The following is a 19,885-nucleotide window of genomic DNA, read 5'->3' as shown; positions in this document are numbered from 1 at the left end:
ATCCCCCTGTGACAACTGGAGTCCCCCATGCGTGACGTGGTCGAGATCGGGCTGGGCAAGACCGCGCAGCGCGGCTACCACCTGGACGACATCGCCATCGTGCCGAGCCGCCGGACGCGGGACGTCGACGACGTCTCCACCGCCTGGCAGCTCGACGCGTACCAGTTCGGCATCCCCTGCGTCGGGCACCCCTCCGACGCGACGATGAGCCCGGCGTCCGCCGTCCGGCTCGGCCAGCTCGGCGGTCTCGGCGTGCTCAACGTCGAGGGCCTGTGGACCCGCTACGAGAACCCGACGAAGGTCCTGGAGGAGCTGTCCGCGCTGGGCGAGGACGCCCGTGCCACCAAGCGGCTCCAGGAGGTGTACGCGGAGCCGATCCGCCCCGACCTGATCGCCGAGCGGGTCCGTGAGCTGCGCGCCGGCGGCGGGACGGTGGCCGTCCGGGTCAGCCCGCAGCACACCCTGGCGCTGGCCCCGGTGATCCTCGACGCCGGCGTGGACATCCTGGTCATCCAGGGCACCATCGTCTCGGCCGAGCACGTCTCCACCACCGAGGAGCCGCTGAACCTCAAGGAGTTCATCGCCGACCTGGACCTCCCGGTCATCGTCGGCGGCTGCACGGACTACAAGACGGCGCTGCACCTGATGCGCACCGGCGCGGCCGGTGTGATCGTCGGCATTGGCGGCGACGACTGGTCGACCACGGACTCCGTGCTCGGCATCCGGGTGCCGATGGCGACCGCGATCGCCGACGCCGCCGCGGCCCGCCGGGACTACCTCGACGAGACCGGCGGCCGGTACGTGCACCTGATCGCCGACGGCGACATCCAGACCTCGGGCGACATCGCGAAGGCCCTCGGCTGCGGCGCGGACGCGGTGATGCTCGGCGAGCCGCTGTCGCTCTGCGCGGAGGCGCCGGCCGGCGGCGCCTGGTGGCACTCCGCCGCCAGCCACCCGTCGCTGCCCCGGGGCGCGTTCGAGGTGGCCGGCGAGCCGCTGGGGTCGATGGAGCAGCTGCTCTTCGGCCCGGCGGACGAGCCGGACGGCCAGCTCAACCTCTTCGGCGGGCTGCGCCGGGCGATGGCCAAGTGCGGCTACCGCGACCTCAAGGAGTTCCAGAAGGTCGGCCTGGTCCTCGACCGCTGACCGCACGAAGAAGCACCGCACGCACCGGTCGCGCCGATAGGCTCGGCCGGTGCGTCGTACTCCTGACCGGATCCGCCCGACGCTCGTCGCCGTGGCGGCGGCGCTCGCGCTGCTGGTCGCCTGCACCACCGATGCCGCCGACCGGCGGGGCGGGCGCGACGGCCTGCGCCCGGGCAGCGTCGACCTCGCCGACCCGTACGCGCCGGGCGCCGGCAACGGCGGGTACGACGTCTCGCACTACCGCCTGGCGGTCCGGTACGACCCGGCGACCGACCGGTTGACCGGGCGGGCGAAGGTCGTGGCGACGGCGGTGCACGGGCTGTCCCGGTTCACCCTCGACCTCGCCGGCCTCGACGTCGCCGCGGTCACGATGGGCGGCGCCCGCGCCGAGCATCGGCGCGACGGCGACGAGCTGGTGGTGACCCCGCGCCACGGGCTTCCGCAGGGCCGGCAGTTCGCGGTCGAGGTGGACTACTCGGGCGTGCCGACCGCGAAGGCCGACGGGCAGCTCGGCACCGGTGGCTTCCTGCACACCGCCGACGGCGCCATCGCGCTCGGGCAGCCCTGGTCGGCGGCCACCTGGTTCCCGGTCAACGACCACCCGTCGGACAAGGCCACGTACGACATCGAGGTGACCGTCCCGGACGGGCTGGCCGCGCTGAGCAACGGGGTGCCGGGGGAAAGGACCAGCGCCGACGGCTGGACCACCTGGCGGTGGGCCGAGCGGGCCCCGATGGCCAGCTATCTCACCACGCTGGTGATCGGCGCCTACCGGGTGCAGACCGGCACGCACGCCGGCAAGCCGATGGTCACCGCCGTGCCGGCGCGTCTGCCGGCCACCGGCCCCGAGGCCGCCTCGCTCGCCCGTACCGGCGAGATCGTCGACTTCCTGGCCAGCCGGTTCGGGCCGTACCCGTTCGACGCCTACGGTGGGGTCGTGGTCACCGACGACCGGGTCGGCTACGCGCTGGAGACCCAGTCCCGGCCGGTCTACGGGCCCGGCTTCTTCCGCAACGGCCGCCCCAACCCGGGGGTGGTCGCGCACGAGGTGGCCCACCAGTGGTTCGGCAACAGCGTGACGCTGACCCGGTGGAGCGACATCTGGCTCAACGAGGGCTTCGCCAGCTACGCGGAGTGGCTGTGGGAGGAGCACGACGGCGGTCGCACCGCGCAGCGCACCTTCGAACTGGAGTACGCCGCCACCGACTGGTCCCGCCCGGTCGTCGACCCCGGACGGTCGGGGCTGTTCGGCACGGCCGTCTACAAGCGCGGGGCGCTCACCGTGCACGCGCTGCGCCGCACGGTCGGCGACGACGCGTTCTTCCGCATCCTGCGCACCTGGACGGCCGAGCGGCGGGGCGGCAACGCCACCACCGAGGACCTGGTCACCCTGGCCGAACGGGTCTCCGGGAAGTCCCTGCGCCAGCTCTTCGACGCCTGGCTCGTCGGCGACTCCGCCCCCGCCCTGCCCTGACGCGGCTCTCAGGGCCGCTCGGTAGGCTGCCGCCGGACCGGCCGGGCGCGGGTCCGGCACGGGGTCGCCGGCGGGGCAGCCGGCGGCACAGGGGAAGGGACGAGGCGATGACGCTGTCGCGGAGGCTTCTGCGCGCGGGCACCGGCCTGCTGCTGACCGGGGCGCTCGGGTTGGCCGGGTGCGGGTCGGCCGACGAACCGGCCCCGGCCCCGGCCCCGGCCACGGACGCCGCGTCGCCGAGCGCGGCCCGCCAGTTCAAGCCCGGGGCGGCCGGTGTCGGCGACGAATATTTCCCGACCTACGGCAACGGCGGGTACGACGTCAGCCGCTACACGGTCAAGGTCCGCTACCACCCGGAGCAGGACCGGCTCACCGGCACCACCACGCTCCAGGCGGCGGCGACGAAGGACCTGTCGGCGTTCAACCTGGACCTGGCCGGGCTGACGGTGCGGTCGGTGACGGTGGACGGCGCCCCGGCGAAGCACAGCCGCAGGGACGACGAGCTGGTGGTCACGCCGGCCAGCGGCCTGATCGCGGGCAACGGCTTCGTCGCCGAGATCGCGTACGAGGGCGAGCCGGAGCCGCTGCGCAACGAGACCCTCGGTGTCGGGGGCTTCCTGCACACCGACGACGGCGCCATCGCGCTCGGCCAGCCCGAGTCGGCGAGCACCTGGTTCCCGGTCAACGACCACCCCTCGGACAAGGCCACCTACGACTTCGAGATCACCGTCCCGAAGGGACTGACGGCGGTCAGCAACGGCGTGCCGGCGGGGAGGAGCACGGCCGGCGACTGGACCACCTGGAAGTGGGCGGAGCGCAGCCCGATGGCGAGCTACCTCAGCACCGTCGTGATCGGAAAGTTCCGGATCACGGAGGGCGAGCACAAGGGACGGCCGGTGTTCCACGCGGTCACCACCGACCTGCCGGAGGGCGCGGCGGACCGGTCGATCGCCGACACGGTCGAGGTGGCCGACTATCTGGAGAGCGTCTTCGGGCCGTACCCGTTCGGGGCGTACGGCGGCGTGGTGATCTCCGACGCCCGGATCAGGTACGCCCTGGAGACGCAGAGCCGCCCGGTCTACTCGGCGGGCTTCTTCCGGGGCGGCGAGAACACCGGGGTGGTCGCGCACGAGCTGGCCCACCAGTGGTTCGGCAACAGCGTGTCGCTGGCGAGGTGGCAGGACATCTGGCTCAACGAGGGGCTCGCCACGTACGCCGAGTGGCTCTGGGCCGAGCACGACGGCGGGCGCACCGCCCAGCAGGCGTTCGACGACCGGTACGCCGGGTCGTCCGACCAGGTCTGGCGGACGCCGCCCGGCGAGCCGGGGGTGGCGAACCTGTTCAGCGAGTCGGTCTACCAGCGCGGCGGGATGACCGTGCACGCGCTGCGGGTGGCCGTCGGCGACAAGGCGTTCTTCGAGATCCTGCGGACGTGGGCGGCGCAGAAGCGGGACGCCAACGCCACCACGGCCGAGTTCGTCGCGCTGGCCGAGCGGGTCTCGGGCAAGAAGCTCGACGACCTCTTCGACGACTGGCTGCGCGGCACCGAGCGCCCCGCCCGGCCCGAGCCGCTGTGACGGCGGTCAGCCCTTGACGCGCAGCTCCGGGTGGGCGGCGAGGTACGCGTCCGCCCGGCCGGCGCGCAGCTCGGTGAGGAACTTTCGGCCGGTCGGCTCAAGCTGCTCGCCCCGGTAGGCGCTGCCCTGGCCCACCCCCTCGCCGGGCAGGCCGACCAGCACGAACCGGTCCGGCGACAGCCCGCCGAGGGCGTACGCGACGTCCACGATCCGCGGCCCGCCCGCGTAGACCAGCGTGTCGCCGAGCGCGTCCACCACCTGCTGGACGCGCTCCGGCTGCCGGGCCAGGTCCTCGTCGAGGATCTTGGTCACCAGCGCCTTGACCAACTGCTGCTGGTGGCGCTGCCGGGCGTAGTCGCCGCCGGTGATGTAGCGCTGCCGGGCGTAGTCCAGCGCCTGCCAGCCGGTGAGGTGCCGCTCGCCCTTCTCGTAGACCATCTGCGGCCCGACGTAGCCGCCGCCGCCCGGGGCGGGCTCCCGGTGCCGGCCGTCCGGGCGGCGGTGCAGCGAGACCACCCGCTGGTCGACGTAGAGGTCCACCCCGCCGAGGGTGTCCACCAGCTTGTCGAAGCCGTTGAAGGTGAGCACCGCGCCGGCGTCGATGCGCAGCCCGGTGTAGCCGCTGACCGTGCTGCGCAGCAGCTCGAACCCCTGGGCGGTGCTCGGCTGCTCGGGTTTGCCCGGCACCCGGCTGCCGTAGCTCATCGCGTGGGTGAGCTTGGTCCTCCCGCCGCCGTAGCCCGCCTTCGGGAAGGCGGGAATGTCGACCAGCAGGTCGCGGGGGAGGGAGAAGAGGTACGCCCGGTCGAGCCCCTTCGGCACGTGGACCACCAGCACGGCGTCGCCGTGCGGCTCCCAGCCGGGCACGCTGACCCGGGTGTCCACCCCGACCAGCAGGAGGTTGAGCGGGCCGGTGATGCCGGCGCCCGGCGGCGCCGTGGGGCTCGGGGTGGGATCCGCGTGCGGCGTGGCGCTCGCGGTCGGCGTGGCGGCGGTCGGGTCGGTCCGCCGTGACCCGTCGTCGCCGACGAGGCGGGTGACCACCAGCACGCCGGCGGCCACCAGCACCGCCGCCGCGAGGGCGGCGAGCCCCAGCACCCACCTCGGGCGCTGCGCCCCTGTCCCCTGAGCCATGCGACACCCCCGTGTGAGACAACGTTCGGACTCCGGGCCCGGGTTCGGGTGGGCGCCCCCGGATCGACGGACCGGAGCATGATCGCGCGGAAACCCGTGCTGGCGCGATGGCTACTCAGCGGTAATGATGCGTTCATGCGGTACGACGTGGTCGTCATCGGGTCCGGCTTCGGCGGCAGCGTCACCGCGCTCCGGCTGGCCGAGAAGGGCTATGCGGTCGGTGTGCTGGAGGCCGGGCGTCGCTTCGCCGACGACGAGTTCCCGCAGACCTCCTGGCGGCTGCGCCGCTTCCTCTGGGCGCCCCGCCTCGGCTGCTACGGCCTCCAGCGGATCACCCTGCTGCGGGCGGCCGACCGGAAGGCCGGCGGTGGGGTGCTGGTGCTCTCCGGGGCCGGGGTGGGCGGCGGCTCGCTGGTCTACGCGAACACCCTCTACGAGCCGCTGGACGCCTTCTACGCCGACCCGCAGTGGCGGGGCATCACCGACTGGCGCGACGAGCTGGCCCGCCACTACGACCAGGCGAAGCGGATGCTCGGCGTCACCGCGTACCCCGTCGTCACTCCTGCGGACCGGGCGATGCGGGCGGTGGCCGAGCGGATGGGGGTCGGGCACACCTTCCGCGCCACCCCGGTCGGCGTGCACATCGGTCGGCCCGGTCAGCGGGTCGCCGACCCCTACTTCGGCGGCGCCGGCCCGGAGCGCACCGGCTGCACGCACTGCGGCGCGTGCATGACGGGCTGCCGGTACGGCGCGAAGAACACCCTGGTCAAGAACTACCTCTGGCTGGCCGAGCGGCTCGGCGCCCGGGTGCACCCGCTGACCACGGTGACCGCCGTGCGCCCGGTCGAGGGTGGCGGGTACGCGGTGCACACCGTGCGCACCGGGGCCTGGCCGCGCGCCCGGCGGCAGGTGGTCCACGCCGACCAGGTCGTCTTCGCGGCCGGCGCCCTCGGCACGCAGCGGCTGCTGCACGCGATGCGGGCCGAGGGGGCGCTGCCCGCGCTCTCGCCCCGCCTCGGCGAGCTGACCCGGACCAACTCGGAGGCGATCCTCGGCGCCTCGGTGTCCCGCCGGCGGGCCCGCGCCGACGGGCTCGACTTCACCGAGGGGGTGGCGATCACCAGCTCGTTCCACCCCGACCCGCAGACCCACGTCGAGCCGGTCCGCTACGGGCGGGGCTCGAACGCGATGGGGCTGCTCCAGTCGCTGCTGGTCGACGGCGGCCCGCACCGGGTGCGTCGCTGGCTGGGCACGCTGCTGCGCCAGCCCGGCCCGGCGGCCCGGCTGCTGTCGGTGCGCGACTGGTCGGAGCGGACGGTGATCGCCCTGGTCATGCAGTCGGCGGACAACTCGCTGACCACCCGGTTGCGGCGCGGCCCGCTGGGGCGGCGCCTGGTCTCCGGGCCGGGGCACGGCGTGCCCAACCCGACGTGGATCCCCGCGGGCAACCGGGCGGCCCGGCTGCTCGCCGAGGAGATCGGCGGCACGCCCGGCGGGGCGCTGACCGAGCCGTTCGACATCCCGATGACCGCGCACATCCTCGGCGGGGCGGTGATCGGCGCCACCCCGGCCGACGGCGTGGTCGACCCGTGGCACCGGGTCTTCGGCCACCCGGGGCTGCACGTGGTCGACGGCGCGGCGGTCTCGGCGAACCTCGGGGTGAACCCGTCGCTGACCATCACCGCCCAGGCGGAACGCGCCATGTCCTTCTGGCCCAACAAGGGCGAGGAAGACCCCCGCCCGCCCCTGGGCTCCCCGTACGCCCGGATGGACCCGGTGCCCCCGCGCCACCCGGCGGTGCCTCCGCACGCCCCCGGCGCCCTCCGCCCCTGATCTCCCGCGATCGTGCACTTTCGGCCCCCGTTGTGCGGCTTTCGGGCCGCATGTCCGGGCGAAAGTGCAAGATCACGCGCGGCGGGGGTGACGTGTGGCGGGCCGTCGTGGGCGCGGGCGTGACGGTGGGTAGGCTTTCTGCACATGAGCACGCCTCGCCCCGTCCTCGTGGTGGACTTCGGAGCCCAGTACGCCCAGCTCATCGCGCGCCGGGTGCGCGAGGCCAACGTCTACTCCGAGATCGTGCCCCACTCGATGCCCGTCGCCGAGATGCTGGCGAAGGACCCGGCCGCGATCATCCTCTCCGGTGGTCCGTCCAGCGTCTACGCGCCGGACGCCCCGCAGATCGACGCCGGCATGTTCGACTCCGGGGTGCCGGTCTTCGGCATCTGCTACGGCTTCCAGGCGATGGCCCAGGCCCTCGGCGGCACGGTGGCCCGCACCGGCAACCGCGAGTACGGCGGCACCCCGCTGCGCGCTCGCCCGGAGGCCGGCGTGCTGCTCCGCGAGTTGCCGGATGACCTGCCGGTGTGGATGAGCCACGGCGACTGCGTCACCGAGGCCCCGGCGGGCTTCGCGGTGACTGCCGAGTCGGCGGGCGCGCCGGTCGCCGCGTTCGAGGACCTGGCCGGCCGCCGGGCCGGCGTGCAGTTCCACCCGGAGGTCGGGCACACCGCGCACGGCCAGGAGATGCTGCGCCGCTTCCTCTACGACATCGCCGGCATCGCGCCGACCTGGACGCCCGAGAACATCATCGACGAGCAGGTCGCCCGGATCCGCGAGCAGGTGGGCGACAAGGAGGTCATCTGCGGCCTGAGCGGCGGGGTCGACTCGGCCGTCGCCGCCGCGCTGGTGCACCGGGCCGTCGGCGACCAGCTCACCTGCGTCTTCGTCGACCACGGCCTGCTGCGCGCGGGCGAGGCGGAGCAGGTGGAGAAGGACTACGTCGCCGCCACCGGCATCAAGCTGAAGGTGGTCGACGCCGCCGACCGGTTCCTGGGCGCGCTGGCGGGGGTGACCGACCCGGAGCAGAAGCGCAAGATCATCGGCCGGGAGTTCATCCGGGTGTTCGAGGCCGCCGCGCGGGAGATCGCCGCCCACGGCGACGTGGAGTTCCTCGTCCAGGGCACCCTCTACCCGGACGTGGTCGAGTCCGGCGGCGGCACCGGCACCGCCAACATCAAGAGCCACCACAACGTCGGCGGCCTGCCGGAGGACCTGAAGTTCAGCCTGGTCGAGCCGCTGCGCACGCTGTTCAAGGACGAGGTCCGGGCGCTCGGTCTCCAGCTCGGGCTGCCGGAGGCGATGGTCTGGCGGCACCCGTTCCCGGGTCCCGGCCTGGCGATCCGGATCATCGGCGCGGTCGACCGGGAGCGTCTCGACCTGCTCCGCCAGGCCGACCTGATCGCCCGCGAGGAGCTGACCGCCGCCGGGCTGGACCGGGGCGTCTGGCAGTTCCCGGTGGTGCTCCTGGCCGACGTGCGCAGCGTCGGGGTGCAGGGCGACGGCCGCAGCTACGGGCATCCCGTGGTGCTGCGGCCGGTCTCCAGCGAGGACGCGATGACCGCCGACTGGTCCCGGCTGCCGTACGAGGTGATCGCCCGGATCTCCACCCGGATCACCAACGAGGTCGCCGAGGTCAACCGGGTGGTGCTCGACGTCACCAGCAAGCCGCCGGGCACCATCGAGTGGGAGTGATCCGGCCTCACGCCGCCGGCGGGTAGGTCGGCGGCGTGGGCTGCGCCACGGTCGGCTGCGTGGCGGTCGGCTGCGTCGCCGTGGGCGGCGCGGCCTGCGCCGGGTGCGGCCAGGCGGGGGCGTCGGCCGGCTCCTCGGGCATCAGGAACCACATGATCGGGTACGCGAGCAACGCGACCCCGGCGGTGAGCAGGCCGGCGACCGCGAAGACCACCCGGACGAGGGTGGGGTCGACGGCGAAGTAGCGGCCGAGGCCGCTGGCCACCCCGGCGACCATCCGGTCCGTGACGGGGCGGCGGAGCTGCTTGTACGGGGGCTGGGAAGAGGCGGTGGAAGTCATGCCTCCACCATCCGCGCGGCCGACCCGGCCGACCTCGGTGACCGCCCGGAGCCTTACCCTGACCTGCCCCTGAGGCGCGAGCATTGAGTCAGGAATCTGACTCTTTTCGATGCAGGTAACCGGGGCGGGGGAGAATTTGGCCCCGTGACCACCATGCTGGAGCCGCTCCGCAGGATCGCGGCATACGCAGTTTGTGCTGATTCAGTCGGCCGAGTGTTGCTGGTCCGCGCATCGGAGCGCTCCGGCACTCCCGGCACCTGGTCGCTGCCCGGCGGGGCGGTCGATCACGGTGAGGACCCGAACCACACCGTCGTCCGCGAGACCGCCGCCGAGACCGGCCTCTCCGTCACCGTCGACGGCCTGCACGACGTGCTGGCCGACATGCGGGCGCTGCCCGACCGGGGCATCACCATCCACACCGACCGCCTGATCTACCACGTCTCCGTCCGGGGCGGGACCCTCACCGACCGGGTCGACCGGCCGACCGACCTGGCCCGCTGGTGCACCCCGGAGGAGGCCCGCGAGCTGCCGCTGCGGTCGTTCACGGCGCGCGCCCTCGGGGTGCCCGCCTCGTCCGCCGACATCGTCCCGGAGGAGCCGCCGGAGTTCCCCTCGTTCTACGCCGTGCCCGGTCCGGACGGGCTGCACCGGGCCCAGCGCTTCGCCGCGTACGCCGTGGTGACCGACCCGGACGGGCGGGTGCTGCTCACCCGGGTCTCCGACGGCTACCCGGGCGCGGGCTGCTGGCACCTGCCCGGCGGCGGCACGGACTACGGCGAGCAGCCCGGCGCGGCCCTGATCCGGGAACTGGTCGAGGAGACCGGGCAGACCGGCCGCCTCGTCGAGCTGCTCGGCGTGGCCAGCCACCGGGACGCCGCGTCCCTGGGCCCGGAGGGTTACCCGATCGACTGGCACGGCGTCCGCGCGTTCTACCGGGTCGTGGTCGACAAGCCGGCCCCGCCCACCGTCGCCGACGTCGGCGGCTCCACCTGCGAGGCCCGCTGGTTCGCCCGCGAGGAGCTGGGCGCCCTCCCCACCGACCGCCTGACCGAGGTCACCGCCGAGGCCGTCCAGGCCGCCCGCCTGGCCTGACCCGCGCGCCCCCTTCTCCCACCCGTCCGCCGATCACGAGGTTGACCGGGCGGCACGTCGGCTCCGCTGCCGCTAACCTCATGATCGACGGAGCGGGTCGGCGCGGGCGGGAGTGCGGGCGGGTGGAGGAACGGCGGCGGGTCGGGGCGTACGGGGTGTGTCGGGGCGCCGACGGTCGGGTGCTGCTGGCCCGGGGTTCGGCCTCGTGCCCGTTCCCCGGTGTCTGGCAGCTGCCGGGCGGCGGGCTGGAGCACGCGGAGGATCCCGCGCACGCCGTGGTCCGTGAGTTCGCCGAGGAGACCGGCCTCACCGTGGAGGTGACCGGGCTCCGGGCCGTGCTCGCCGACGTGGCCACGTTCCATGACTCCGGCGTCGCGGTGCACACCGACCGCCTCGTCTTCGACGTCACGCTGCGTGGCGGCGAACCGCGGCCGGAGCCGGCCGGCGGCAGCGACGAGCTGGCCTGGTTCGCCCCCGACGAGGCGGCGGCGGTGCCGCTGATGCCGTTCACCGCCGAGGTGCTCGGCCTCCCCGTCACGCCCCTGCCGGCCGGCCTGCCCCGGGCGCTGCCCCGCGAGGGCGCGCCGTCGGCCGACCGGCGGCAGCGCTTCGGGGCGTACGGGCTGGTGACCGACCCGGCCGGGCGGGTGCTGCTCGCCATGATCGCCGACGGCTACCCGGGGGCCGGCCGGTGGCACCTGCCCGGCGGCGGCACCGACCACGGGGAGCAGCCGGTCGCCGCCCTGCTGCGCGAGCTGGTCGAGGAGTCCGGTCAGCTCGGCCGGGTGGTCGAGCTGGTCGGTGTCGACAACCTCCACAACCCGGCCGCGCTGGGCCCGGAGGGGCGCCCGCTGGACTGGCACGGCATCCGGGTGGTCTACCGGGTGGCGGTCGACGCGCCGACCGAGCCGCGGGTGACGGAGCTGGCCGGGGGCTCGACCGCCCGGGCCGCCTGGTTCACCCCGGAGCAGCTCGCCGGGCTGCGGCTCACCGAGATCGCCGCCCTGGCGCTGGGCCGGCTGTCCCGCTGACGACGGTCGCCGGCCCGCGCCCGGTACGCCCGGCCGGCTGTGACATCGATGACGGTCCGTAATCGGACATCGGGGCAGGCGGCGGTCGCTCGCCGAGCCGGTGGCGAGGGCGTCCGGTACATTCGATGTGGGGTTGGTGGAGGAAATGGGCGATGGAGCCCGGGTTGGGAATAAGAGGCGGTTCGCGCGGTTTAAGGGAGATATAAGTACCGCCGGCAGCTATCGCCAATCCCCGTTCCCCTATGCGATGGTGTACTCCGCAAAATGGCTGCCGGGCCAGAAAGGTCCGGCACGAGACAGCCGGACACCCGCCCCCGTGGCGGTCAGCCGATCCGGTGATGGAGGAAACGTGCCGAGAGCCCCATGGCGCCGGCGTCGTACCACTGACAGTCCGCGCCCCGCAGGGCGTCGCTGGGCGGGCCCCTTGCGCCGCAGCAGCACGTTCGCCCGGCAGGTGCTGCTGGTCCGGGTGGGCCGCCGCGACGGCGACCTGCGTGGTGCCACCGACCTGTCGCTGCCCGAGCACCGGTACGCCGACCGGCCGCGCCGCCGCTACGGTCTGAACCGGTTCGAGCGCGGCGACGTCGCGTCGATCGCCCCGGTCAGCCCCGCCCTTCCGCCGGCGGCCCCGGTCGACGAGCCGGCGATGGCGATCCCGCTGCTCCCCGGCGAGCGGACGGTCGCCCGCCGGATGAAGTTCGCGGTGGTCAACGCCTGCACGCTCAGCAGCCTGATGCTCGGCATGCTGGCGATCTTCCTCGCCATGCAGGGCGAGGTGCGGGTGGCCGCGCTGTGCCTGATCGCCTGCGTGGTGTTCGACGGCCTCGACGGCGCGCTCGCCCGCAAGTTCGGCGTGGCCAGCCCGTTCGGCGCGCAGATGGACTCGCTGGCCGACATGTGCTCGTTCGGCCTGGCCGCCCCCGTGGTGGTCTACGCCTCGCTGGCCGGGTCGGTGTCCACCGCGGCGGCGGCGGTGGCCTGCGCCCTCGTCGCGGCGTGCGCGGCCATCCGGCTCGCCCGGTTCAACGTCTCGCCGAAGGACGGCCGGTTCTTCTGCGGCGTGCCCACCACGATGGCGGCCGCCGTCCTCGCCCTCACCGTCGCCATCGGGCTGCCGGTGCCGGGCACGGTCCAGGTCGCCGGCGTGGCGCTGCTCGCCTTCGCCATGGTCTCCAGCTTCCCGTACGCGAAGCTGGCCCGCCTGGTCAAGCTGCCGCCGTGGGTGTGGCTGGCCCCGGTGATCGGCGCGCTGGTCGACATCCGGCTCACCTTCGCCCTGATCGTGGTCGGTTACCTGGTCAGCGGCCCGGTGCTCTGGCTCCGCCAGCGTCGCACCGCCTGACCCCCCACGTACGCCGAAAGGGGCGCCGCGATCCCGCGGCGCCCCTTTCGTGTCTGCCCGTGCCCGCCGGGTCAGCGCCAGCGGGCGATGACGGTGGAGCCGCCGACCACCTTGTCGCCGGGCCCGACGAGCGGCTCGGCGGCGTCGGCCGGCAGGTAGACGTCGGTGCGCGAGCCGAACCGGATCAGCCCGAACCGCTCGCCCCTGGCCAGCAGCGCGCCGATCGGTGCCCGCTGCACGATCCGCCGGGCGATCAGGCCGGTGCGCTGCGCCACGACCACCGTGCCGTGCGCGGTGTCCAGCACCGTGTACGCGGCGACGTTGTGCTCCGCCGCCGGCTTCATCGCGTTGGCGAAGCCGCCGTCGGCGACGAAGTAGTCGACCACCTTGCCGGCGACCGGGGCGCGGTTGACGTGCACGTCCAGCACCGAGAGGAAGACCGCGACCCGCAGCCACTCGCCCTCGCCGAAGCGCTCGTCGTGCAGCCGCTGGACCGACAGCACCTGGCCGTCGGCCGCGGCGACCACCGCCGACGGGTCCTCCGGCACGTCGCGCTCCGGGTCCCGGAAGAAGGCGGCCACCGGCGCGGCGGCCAAGGCGGGGAGCAGCCAGAGCTTCGACTTCGGCCGGGCGAGCCGGGCCAGCGCGGCCAGGCCGAGCGTGATGCCGGCGGCAGCCACCCCGTTGGAGTCGATGTGCATGCCGCGGGTCAGCGGCACGCTCGACGGGCGGTGCGCCGGGGCGAGCGACGCCGCCGAGGCGGCGTCGGCCGGGGTGAAGCGGAGCCGGTACACCCGCAGCGGCGGGTTGTTGCGCAGCACCAGGTCGGCGCCGACGCCGTACAGCGCGCCCTGCCGGTCCAGCTCCGCCGCCGCGCCCGCCGTGCGTCCCGGCGTGGCGGTCGTCGCCACGCTCAGCACCGCACCGTCGGTGAGGTACTTCGTCAGGCCCTCGACGGCGCCGCGGGTCTCGTCGGCCGTGCCCGTGAACGGCTCCCCGGCGATGACCACCGCGGCGGGCTCGGCCTCGGTGAGCGTGTCGACCACGCGGACCCGGTCGGCGACCCAGCGGCCCTGGGCGGTGACGTGCTCCCGCAACGCCCCGGGGCTGGTCGACCCGGCGGGCACCAGCGTGAGGGTGTCGCCGGGCAGCAGCGCGTCGATCGCCGCGGCCAGCACCGCGGACTCCGGCGTCGCGCCGACCAGCAGGGCGGCCTTCGGGTCGTTCATCCGGGCCAGCTCGGCGACGAGGGTACGGGCGGCTCGCTCGCCGATGCGGACCGGACCGGAGCGGCCGGCGGGGCGCACGGCGGGGGACTGCGTCATGTCGGACGGGCTCCTGACGGGGTAGAGACGGGAATCGCGGCGGGACCGCCACGGCGGCGCGGTCCGGCCGGCTCGGCGGCCAGGTCGGCGCGGGCCGGCCGGCGGAGGCGAGATCTCCACCGGCCAGCATAGGCGGCTGCGGAGGCGGGCCGCACCGCTGTGGTCAGCCGCGCGGGCGCTCCTCGCCGGACGGCACGCCGCCGACCGGGCCCGGCCGGTCGTCCTCGTCGGCGGGCCGGTCCTCGACCGCGTCCGTGCGGGCGTCGGTGACCGCCTCGGTGGGCGACTCGTCGGCGTCGTCCCCGGTCCGTGGGCCGGCCGTCGGCGCGCCCGACATCGGCGCGGACACCTCCCACTCGGACGGCCCGCCCCATTCGGACCGCTGGCCCCAGTCGGACCGCCCGGTGCCCCATGCCGCCGGCTCGTCGGCCGGGGCCGGCCGGTCGAGGTCCCACCGGGTCGGGTCGACGTCGGCGGTGTGCCGGTCCGGCTCGTCACCGGCGGGTTCGGCGGCCGGCTGGGCGGAGGTGGGCCCGACGCCGTCCGGGGTGGGGGCCGTGTCCTTGCCGGTCGTGGCGGAGCGCCCGGAGCGCAGCGCGCCCACCAGGCCCAGGAGACCGATCACGATCAGCGCGCCGGCCAGGAACCAGCCGACGGGTGGCAGGGCGAGCCCGAGCAGCTTGGCGAGCAGCCACCACGCGGCGAGCCCGACGAAGATCAGCCCGAAGGCGAACGACACGATGTCGGTGCGGTGGGCCTTCACCGGGTCACCTCCAGGTTGCCGGCGTTCACGTGGACGTAGAGGCGCAGCGTGCCGCCGCCGGCGCCGTCGGCGCCCAGGTCGGTCGTTTCCCGGAGCGGGCCGTCCAGCCCGCCGGAGCGCTTGCCGAAGACGACCGCGTCTCCGGCGTTGACGTCGGTCACCGTGGTGACGTCGACGTTCGGCGGCACCACCACGGTGCACTCGCCGAAGTTGACGGAGACCGTGATCTCGGTGTTCTTCTTGTCGAAGTCGACCGCCCGCAGGTCGAGGGTCGCGTCGCCGAAGCTGTTCTCGTAGCGGACGGCGAGGTCGCGGTGGTCGGTGGGGGCCCAGGTCACGTTGCCGTCGACGCCCCGGACCCGGTCGTAGGACTCGGCCACGGTGGCCACCCCGAGGGCGGCGGCGGCCACCACGCCGAGCGCGATCAGCCACCGGGCCCGCCCGAACCAGGTGCCGACCAGCAGGCCGAGCCCGATGGTGGCCAGGGTGGCGGCGAAGTACGCCGACGCCCCGACGTCGAAGACGTCCAGCAGGTCGACGACGGCGACCACGCCGAGGGCGAGGAAGATCAGCGAGAAGGTCACCGCGCCGAGCGGGGAGCGCTCACGCGGGCGCTTCGGCGGCTTCGCCGGTCGCGGTGGTGGCGGTGGCAGCGGCGGGACGCCCGCCTGGCCGGCGTACGGGCCGTGCGGGGCGAACGGGGGCCGGTAGCCCGGCGGCAGGGGCGCGGGGCGGGCCGGTGCGCCCCCCGAGGTCGCGGCGGGCCAGCCCGACGTGGGCGCGGCCGGCGTACCCGCGGAGAAGGGGGCGGGCGCGGGCGGGACGGCCGGCGCGGGCGGGGCGGCCGGCGGCCAGGCGGGCAGCTCGGCGGTCGGCTCGGCCGGCTGGCCGGCGACCGGGAAACCAGTGGCGTGCGCGGCCGGGGCCGGGGTCCCGCCGGGGGCCACGGCCACGCTCGGCGGGGCCTGGTACGCGGCCGGCGCGGGATAGCTGACCGGCGGCACCGGGCCGGGCGGGGCGGCCGGCGCGGGCGGGACCGTACCGGCCGGCGTGGCCCCGGTGCCCCGGTTGTCCCGGTTGAGCATCAGCGCCCCGCCGATCAGGATCGTGGCGCCGAGCAGCACCGCCCGGAACGCGTCGGTGACGATGTAGCCGAAGCTGACCGCGACCAGGATGCTGAGCACGATCACGGTGATCGGGGACATGCTGGAGCGGCCCCGACCGAGCATCGACTCCACGGGGGAGGCGCTGTCCCCCTCGCCGGGGATGATCAGCCAGGCGGTGACGTAGACCAGGATGCCGATGCCGCCGAAGAAGCCGAGCACGGCGAGGAGCACCCGCCAGAGCACCGGGTCGGTGTTGGTGGCCCGGCCGATCGCCGCGCAGACGCCGGCCAGGTAGCGGCCGTCGCGGGGGCGGACCAGCCCGTACCGGGAGGTGAAGCCGACGCCGCCGGACGGCGGCTGCGGCCCGGCGCCCGGATCCACGCCCGGCCCGGCGCCGGGCGGCGGCGTCCACCCGACGGCGCCCGGCGCGGCCACCGGCGGCGGCGCCCCGGAGGCGGTGGACGCGGTCCCGTCGGCGGGCGTCGCGGCGGGCGGCGGTCCACCGGGCTGTGCCGCCCCGGGACGGGGGGACTGGGCAGCTTCCTCGGTCATGCCCTCGATCCTGCTGCCCCGACCGCCCGGACGGCCTCAGGACCTGACCCTGACCCCACCCTGAGATCCCGGCGGCCGGAATGTCGGGGGCGTCCCCGTGGTCGGGTGGCGGCGCAGCGTGTGACGATCGAACCGGCGCCGGCAGCGGACGGTCGCCCGCCCCGTGCCCGTCGTGACCAGGGAGCCTCCGATCGACGCCGTGACCCAGCCACCTCGCCTCTACCGCGCCCCCGAGCACCGGATGGCCGCCGGGGTGGCCGCCGGCATCGCCGACCACCTGGGCATCTCGGTGCGCCGGGTGCGGGTCGCCTTCATGGTGCTGCTCGGGTTGAGCGGTCTCGGCCTGCTGCTCTACGCGGCCTTCTGGGCGGTCGTGCCGCTGCGGCCCGGCGACACCGCCGCACCGCCCCGCCGGGACGTCGCCCAGCTGCTGCCGTTCGTGGCGATCGGCCTCGGCGTGCTGCTGGCGCAGATGGTGGTCTTCGACTCGGTCGGCGCGGCGGGCACCGCCGGGTGGCTCGTCGCGATCATCGCGGTCGGCGCCGGGGTGATCTGGCACCAGTCGGCCCCGGAGCGGCGGCGACAGTGGGGTGACTCCATGCCGGTGCCGTGGCTGGGCGCGGTGGTGGAGGAGAGCGACCGGCGGGCGTTCGTGCTCCGGTTCATCGGCGGCGGGGTGCTGGTCGCGGTCGGCATCATCGGCGTCGCCGCGGTCTACTCCCCGGCGCAGAACTTCGACGCGGTGCTCAACGGCGTGATCTTCGCCCTGGTCGGGCTCGCCGGGGTCGGGGTGGTGGCCGCGCCGGTGCTGTGGCGGACGTTCAACCAGCTCCGCTCGGAGCGCGAGGGGCGCATCCGCGAGCAGGAGCGGGCCGAGCTGGCCGCGATGGTGCACGACCAGGTGCTGCACACCCTGGCCCTGATCCAGCGCAACGCGGCCGACGTGAAGACGGTCCAGCGACTCGCCCGTGGGCAGGAACGCTCCCTGCGCAACTGGCTCTACAAGCCCACCGGATCGCCGACCGAGCGCTTCGCCGCCGCGCTGGAGCAGGCCGCCGCCGAGGTCGAGGACACCTTCGCGATCACCGTCGAGGCGGTGGTGGTCGGCGACCGGGAGACCGACGAGCGGGTCGGCGCGCTGGTCGCGGCCGGGCGCGAGGCGCTGGTGAACGCCGCCCGGCACGCCGGGGTGCAGACGGTCTCGCTGTACGCCGAGGTCGAGCCGGACCAGGTCAGTGTCTTCGTCCGGGACCGGGGGAAGGGCTTCGACCCGGATACGGTGGAGGATCACCGGCACGGCGTCCGGGGCTCGATCATCGGGCGGATGAAGCGGCACGGCGGCCGGGCGGAGATCCGGTCCGGGCCGGGGGAGGGGACCGAGGTCCGGTTGATCCTGCCGATCTCCCGGGACTCGTCCACGGCGGAAAGGGACAAGTGATGACCGAGCAGTCGATGGAACCGGTCGAGGGAGCGGGTGCCGGCGCGGAGCGGCTGCGGGTCTTCCTCGTCGACGACCACGCCATGTTCCGCGCGGGGGTCCGCGCCGAGCTGGGCGCGCACGTCGAGGTGGTGGGGGAGGCGAGCACGGTCGGCGAGGCGGTCACCCGGATCGCCGCCACGCTGCCCGACGTGGTGCTGCTCGACGTGCACATGCCGGACGGCGGCGGTCGCGCGGTGCTGGAGGCGATGCGGCGTACCCATCCGCAGGTCAAGTTCCTGGCATTGAGCGTCTCGGACGCGGCGGAGGACGTGATCGGGCTGATCCGGGCCGGCGCGCGGGGCTACGTCACCAAGACGATCTCCCCGGAGGAGTTGGCCGCCGCGATCCGCCGGGTGGCCGACGGCGACGCCGTGTTCAGCCCCCGGCTGGCGGGGTTCGTGCTGGACGCGTTCGCGGCCCGTCCGGACGCGCCGGTGGCCGATCCGGAGCTGGACCAGCTCACCAACCGCGAGCGCGAGGTGCTGCGGCTGCTCGCCCGGGGGTACGCCTACAAGGAGATCGCCAAGGAGCTCTACATCTCGATCAAGACGGTCGAGACGCACGTGTCGAACGTGCTGCGCAAGCTCCAGATGTCCAACAGGTACGAGTTGTCCCGCTGGGCGGCCGACCGTCGGCTCGTGTGATCCACCTCTTTTCCCCACCATTTCGGGCGGAAGCGACGAATCTGGCCGGCAGGGGCTGACAAACGATCAATTCCCGTCCCATAATGCCCCGTCGCGTTCTCGCGTGCGGGTGGTGCGAACCCGCGGGAACGGCGGCTTCGCTCACCCGCCGTTCGGCGGGTCACCCCTGGGGAGAGGTACGCGAATCTGATGTTCGGACAACGAGGACGGCGCTGGGCGCGGATCGCCCTGGCGACCGTCGCCGGTGGTGCGCTGGCGCTCGGCTTCGCCGCGCCGGCCGCCGCCGAGACGACCGGCGTGGCCAAGTCGGTGGGCGGCAGTGTCAAGCTGCTGCTCGACGGAAAGCCGAAGAGCGCCGGCGCGCTGGCGCTGAAGATCGACGGGAAGCTCGTCCCGGCCTTCTGCATCGACTACCACACCAACGTGGCGATCGACGGCAGGTACAAGGAGGGCACCTGGGACGAGTCCCAGGTGAAGAACCTCGGCAAGGTGCAGTGGGTGCTCACCCACGGCTACCCGAACGCCGACTCGGCGACGCTGCTGGCCGCCGCCGGCGCCACCGTCCCGGAGAAGGCCGACGCCAAGAAGTTGCTCTACTTCGGCACCCAGACCGCCATCTGGCACTTCAGTGACGGGATCACCCTCGGCGACTGGGTCAAGGACAAGGGCCTGCTCGGCAAGCAGCAGTACGACGTGGTCAAGAAGGTCCACGACCACCTCGTCGCCAACGCCACCGACCAGCCCGAGCCGAAGGCCGAGCTGAGCGTCGACCCGGCCAGCGCCAAGGCCACGGTCGGCGACAAGGCCGGCCCGTTCACGGTCAAGGGCCCGGCCGGCGACATCGCCGTCGCGGTCAGCGGCGGCTCGGCGGTCGACGCCGAGGGCAAGCCGGTCACCACGACCACCAACGGTGGGCAGTTCTGGCTGACCGCGGACGGCGCGGGCGAGGTCGAGGCGACCGTCTCCGCCAAGGGCTCGGTCTCCTTCGGCCGGGTCTTCCTCTTCACCGGCGAGAAGGCCGCGCAGAAGCTGATCCTCGGTGGCAGCACCGGTGAGACCGTGACCGCCAAGGCCCAGGCCACCTTCGCCGCGGCCCCGGCCGAGTCGCCGTCGCCGAGCGCGCCGGCCGAGTCGCCCTCGCCGAGCGTCCCGGCGGAGTCGCCGTCGCCGAGCGCCCCGGTCGAGAGCCCGGCCCCGTCGACCTCCCCCGCCAGCAACGGCGGTGACCTGCCGCTGACCGGCTCCCCGATCGCCGCCGCGATCGCGGCCGGTGTGGCGCTGCTGGCCGCGGGTGCGGTCACCGTGCTGGTGGTCCGCCGCCGCAAGCTGCGCTTCACGGCCTGACCGA

At 74.6% G+C, this 19,885-nt stretch carries 15 protein-coding genes and 1 pseudogene; 11 read left to right on the top strand and 5 right to left on the bottom strand.

Translation table 11 applies throughout. The features are described from left to right. The first annotated feature begins 27 nt into the window (after positions 1-27). The 3 genes from ACZ6Q9_RS05875 to ACZ6Q9_RS05865 all read left to right on the top strand — a co-directional run bounded on the left by ACZ6Q9_RS05875 (position 28) and on the right by ACZ6Q9_RS05865 (position 4,197). On the top strand, positions 28-1,146 hold the full coding sequence (locus ACZ6Q9_RS05875) for a GuaB3 family IMP dehydrogenase-related protein (RefSeq protein ID WP_350704039.1): 1,119 nt from the start codon (positions 28-30) through the stop codon (positions 1,144-1,146). A 49-nt stretch (positions 1,147-1,195) separates the two neighbouring features. Continuing rightward, positions 1,196-2,620, top strand: coding sequence for a M1 family metallopeptidase (locus tag ACZ6Q9_RS05870; RefSeq protein WP_396827962.1), 1,425 nt, complete (start codon positions 1,196-1,198; stop codon positions 2,618-2,620). Between the two features lie 107 nt (positions 2,621-2,727). Beyond that, positions 2,728-4,197 carry a M1 family metallopeptidase gene (locus ACZ6Q9_RS05865; protein ID WP_396827960.1) on the top strand — a complete coding sequence of 490 codons (1,470 nt, stop codon included), beginning with the start codon at positions 2,728-2,730 and terminating at the stop codon, positions 4,195-4,197. A gap of 6 nt (positions 4,198-4,203) precedes the next feature. Here ACZ6Q9_RS05865 and ACZ6Q9_RS05860 read toward each other — a convergent pair whose 3' ends face one another. Continuing rightward, positions 4,204-5,331, bottom strand: a complete 1,128-nt coding sequence (locus ACZ6Q9_RS05860) for an LCP family protein (protein ID WP_396827958.1) — start codon at positions 5,329-5,331, stop codon at positions 4,204-4,206. Between the two features lie 135 nt (positions 5,332-5,466). On the opposite strand from ACZ6Q9_RS05860, the gene ACZ6Q9_RS05855 reads away from it, so the two are divergent. Next, entirely contained in the window at positions 5,467-7,164 is a 1,698-nt protein-coding gene (locus ACZ6Q9_RS05855) for an FAD-dependent oxidoreductase (RefSeq protein WP_396827956.1), read from the top strand. 144 nt (positions 7,165-7,308) lie between these two features. Then, a complete protein-coding gene (guaA, locus tag ACZ6Q9_RS05850; RefSeq protein WP_393450611.1) occupies positions 7,309-8,862 on the top strand; it encodes a glutamine-hydrolyzing GMP synthase in 1,554 nt (517 codons plus the stop codon). A gap of 7 nt (positions 8,863-8,869) precedes the next feature. Here the strand turns inward: guaA and ACZ6Q9_RS05845 are convergent, their stop codons facing one another. Next, positions 8,870-9,202 (bottom strand): PspC domain-containing protein, encoded by a 333-nt coding sequence (locus ACZ6Q9_RS05845; RefSeq protein ID WP_393450614.1) that lies wholly within the window; start codon positions 9,200-9,202, stop codon positions 8,870-8,872. Between the two features lie 144 nt (positions 9,203-9,346). Here ACZ6Q9_RS05845 and ACZ6Q9_RS05840 point away from each other — a divergent pair, with 144 nt between their 5' ends. The 3 genes from ACZ6Q9_RS05840 (at position 9,347) to ACZ6Q9_RS05830 (ending at position 12,667) form a co-directional block, all read left to right on the top strand. Further along, on the top strand, positions 9,347-10,294 hold the full coding sequence (locus ACZ6Q9_RS05840) for an NUDIX domain-containing protein (protein ID WP_393261507.1): 948 nt from the start codon (positions 9,347-9,349) through the stop codon (positions 10,292-10,294). Between the two features lie 122 nt (positions 10,295-10,416). After that, positions 10,417-11,325: an NUDIX hydrolase gene (locus tag ACZ6Q9_RS05835; protein ID WP_393261699.1), complete on the top strand. Its 909-nt coding sequence runs from the start codon at positions 10,417-10,419 to the stop codon at positions 11,323-11,325. A gap of 424 nt (positions 11,326-11,749) precedes the next feature. Continuing rightward, on the top strand, positions 11,750-12,667 hold the full coding sequence (locus ACZ6Q9_RS05830; RefSeq protein ID WP_393261504.1) for a CDP-alcohol phosphatidyltransferase family protein: 918 nt from the start codon (positions 11,750-11,752) through the stop codon (positions 12,665-12,667). A 71-nt stretch (positions 12,668-12,738) separates the two neighbouring features. On the opposite strand, the gene ACZ6Q9_RS05825 is transcribed toward ACZ6Q9_RS05830, so the two are convergent. From ACZ6Q9_RS05825 to ACZ6Q9_RS05815, 3 genes and pseudogenes are all read right to left on the bottom strand, one after another. Further along, positions 12,739-13,992, bottom strand: a complete 1,254-nt coding sequence (locus ACZ6Q9_RS05825) for a phosphatidylserine decarboxylase (RefSeq protein WP_393261501.1) — start codon at positions 13,990-13,992, stop codon at positions 12,739-12,741. A gap of 579 nt (positions 13,993-14,571) precedes the next feature. Then, a pseudogene (locus ACZ6Q9_RS05820) lies at positions 14,572-14,755 on the bottom strand (hypothetical protein); the annotation flags it as partial. After that, positions 14,752-16,413, bottom strand: a complete 1,662-nt coding sequence (locus tag ACZ6Q9_RS05815) for a PspC domain-containing protein (RefSeq protein WP_396827952.1) — start codon at positions 16,411-16,413, stop codon at positions 14,752-14,754. The pseudogene ACZ6Q9_RS05820 and the gene ACZ6Q9_RS05815, both read right to left, overlap by 4 nt. 172 nt (positions 16,414-16,585) lie before the next feature. Between ACZ6Q9_RS05815 and ACZ6Q9_RS05810 the strand changes: the two genes are divergently transcribed. The 3 genes from ACZ6Q9_RS05810 (at position 16,586) to ACZ6Q9_RS05800 (ending at position 19,881) form a co-directional block, all read left to right on the top strand. Beyond that, positions 16,586-17,851 carry a PspC domain-containing protein gene (locus ACZ6Q9_RS05810; RefSeq protein ID WP_393261495.1) on the top strand — a complete coding sequence of 422 codons (1,266 nt, stop codon included), beginning with the start codon at positions 16,586-16,588 and terminating at the stop codon, positions 17,849-17,851. Beyond that, the gene (locus tag ACZ6Q9_RS05805; protein ID WP_350704013.1) at positions 17,851-18,537 is read left to right on the top strand and encodes a response regulator transcription factor; all 687 of its coding nucleotides are present in this window, start codon (positions 17,851-17,853) and stop codon (positions 18,535-18,537) included. Before ACZ6Q9_RS05810 ends, ACZ6Q9_RS05805 begins: the two co-directional genes overlap by 1 nt. Positions 18,538-18,726: 189 nt before the next feature. Further along, a complete protein-coding gene (locus tag ACZ6Q9_RS05800) occupies positions 18,727-19,881 on the top strand; it encodes a thioester domain-containing protein (RefSeq protein WP_396827950.1) in 1,155 nt (384 codons plus the stop codon). Positions 19,882-19,885: the final 4 nt, after the last annotated feature.

Source organism: Micromonospora sp. NPDC049139 (assembly GCF_055586845.1).
This window is presented reverse-complemented; position numbering and strand designations above follow the sequence as displayed.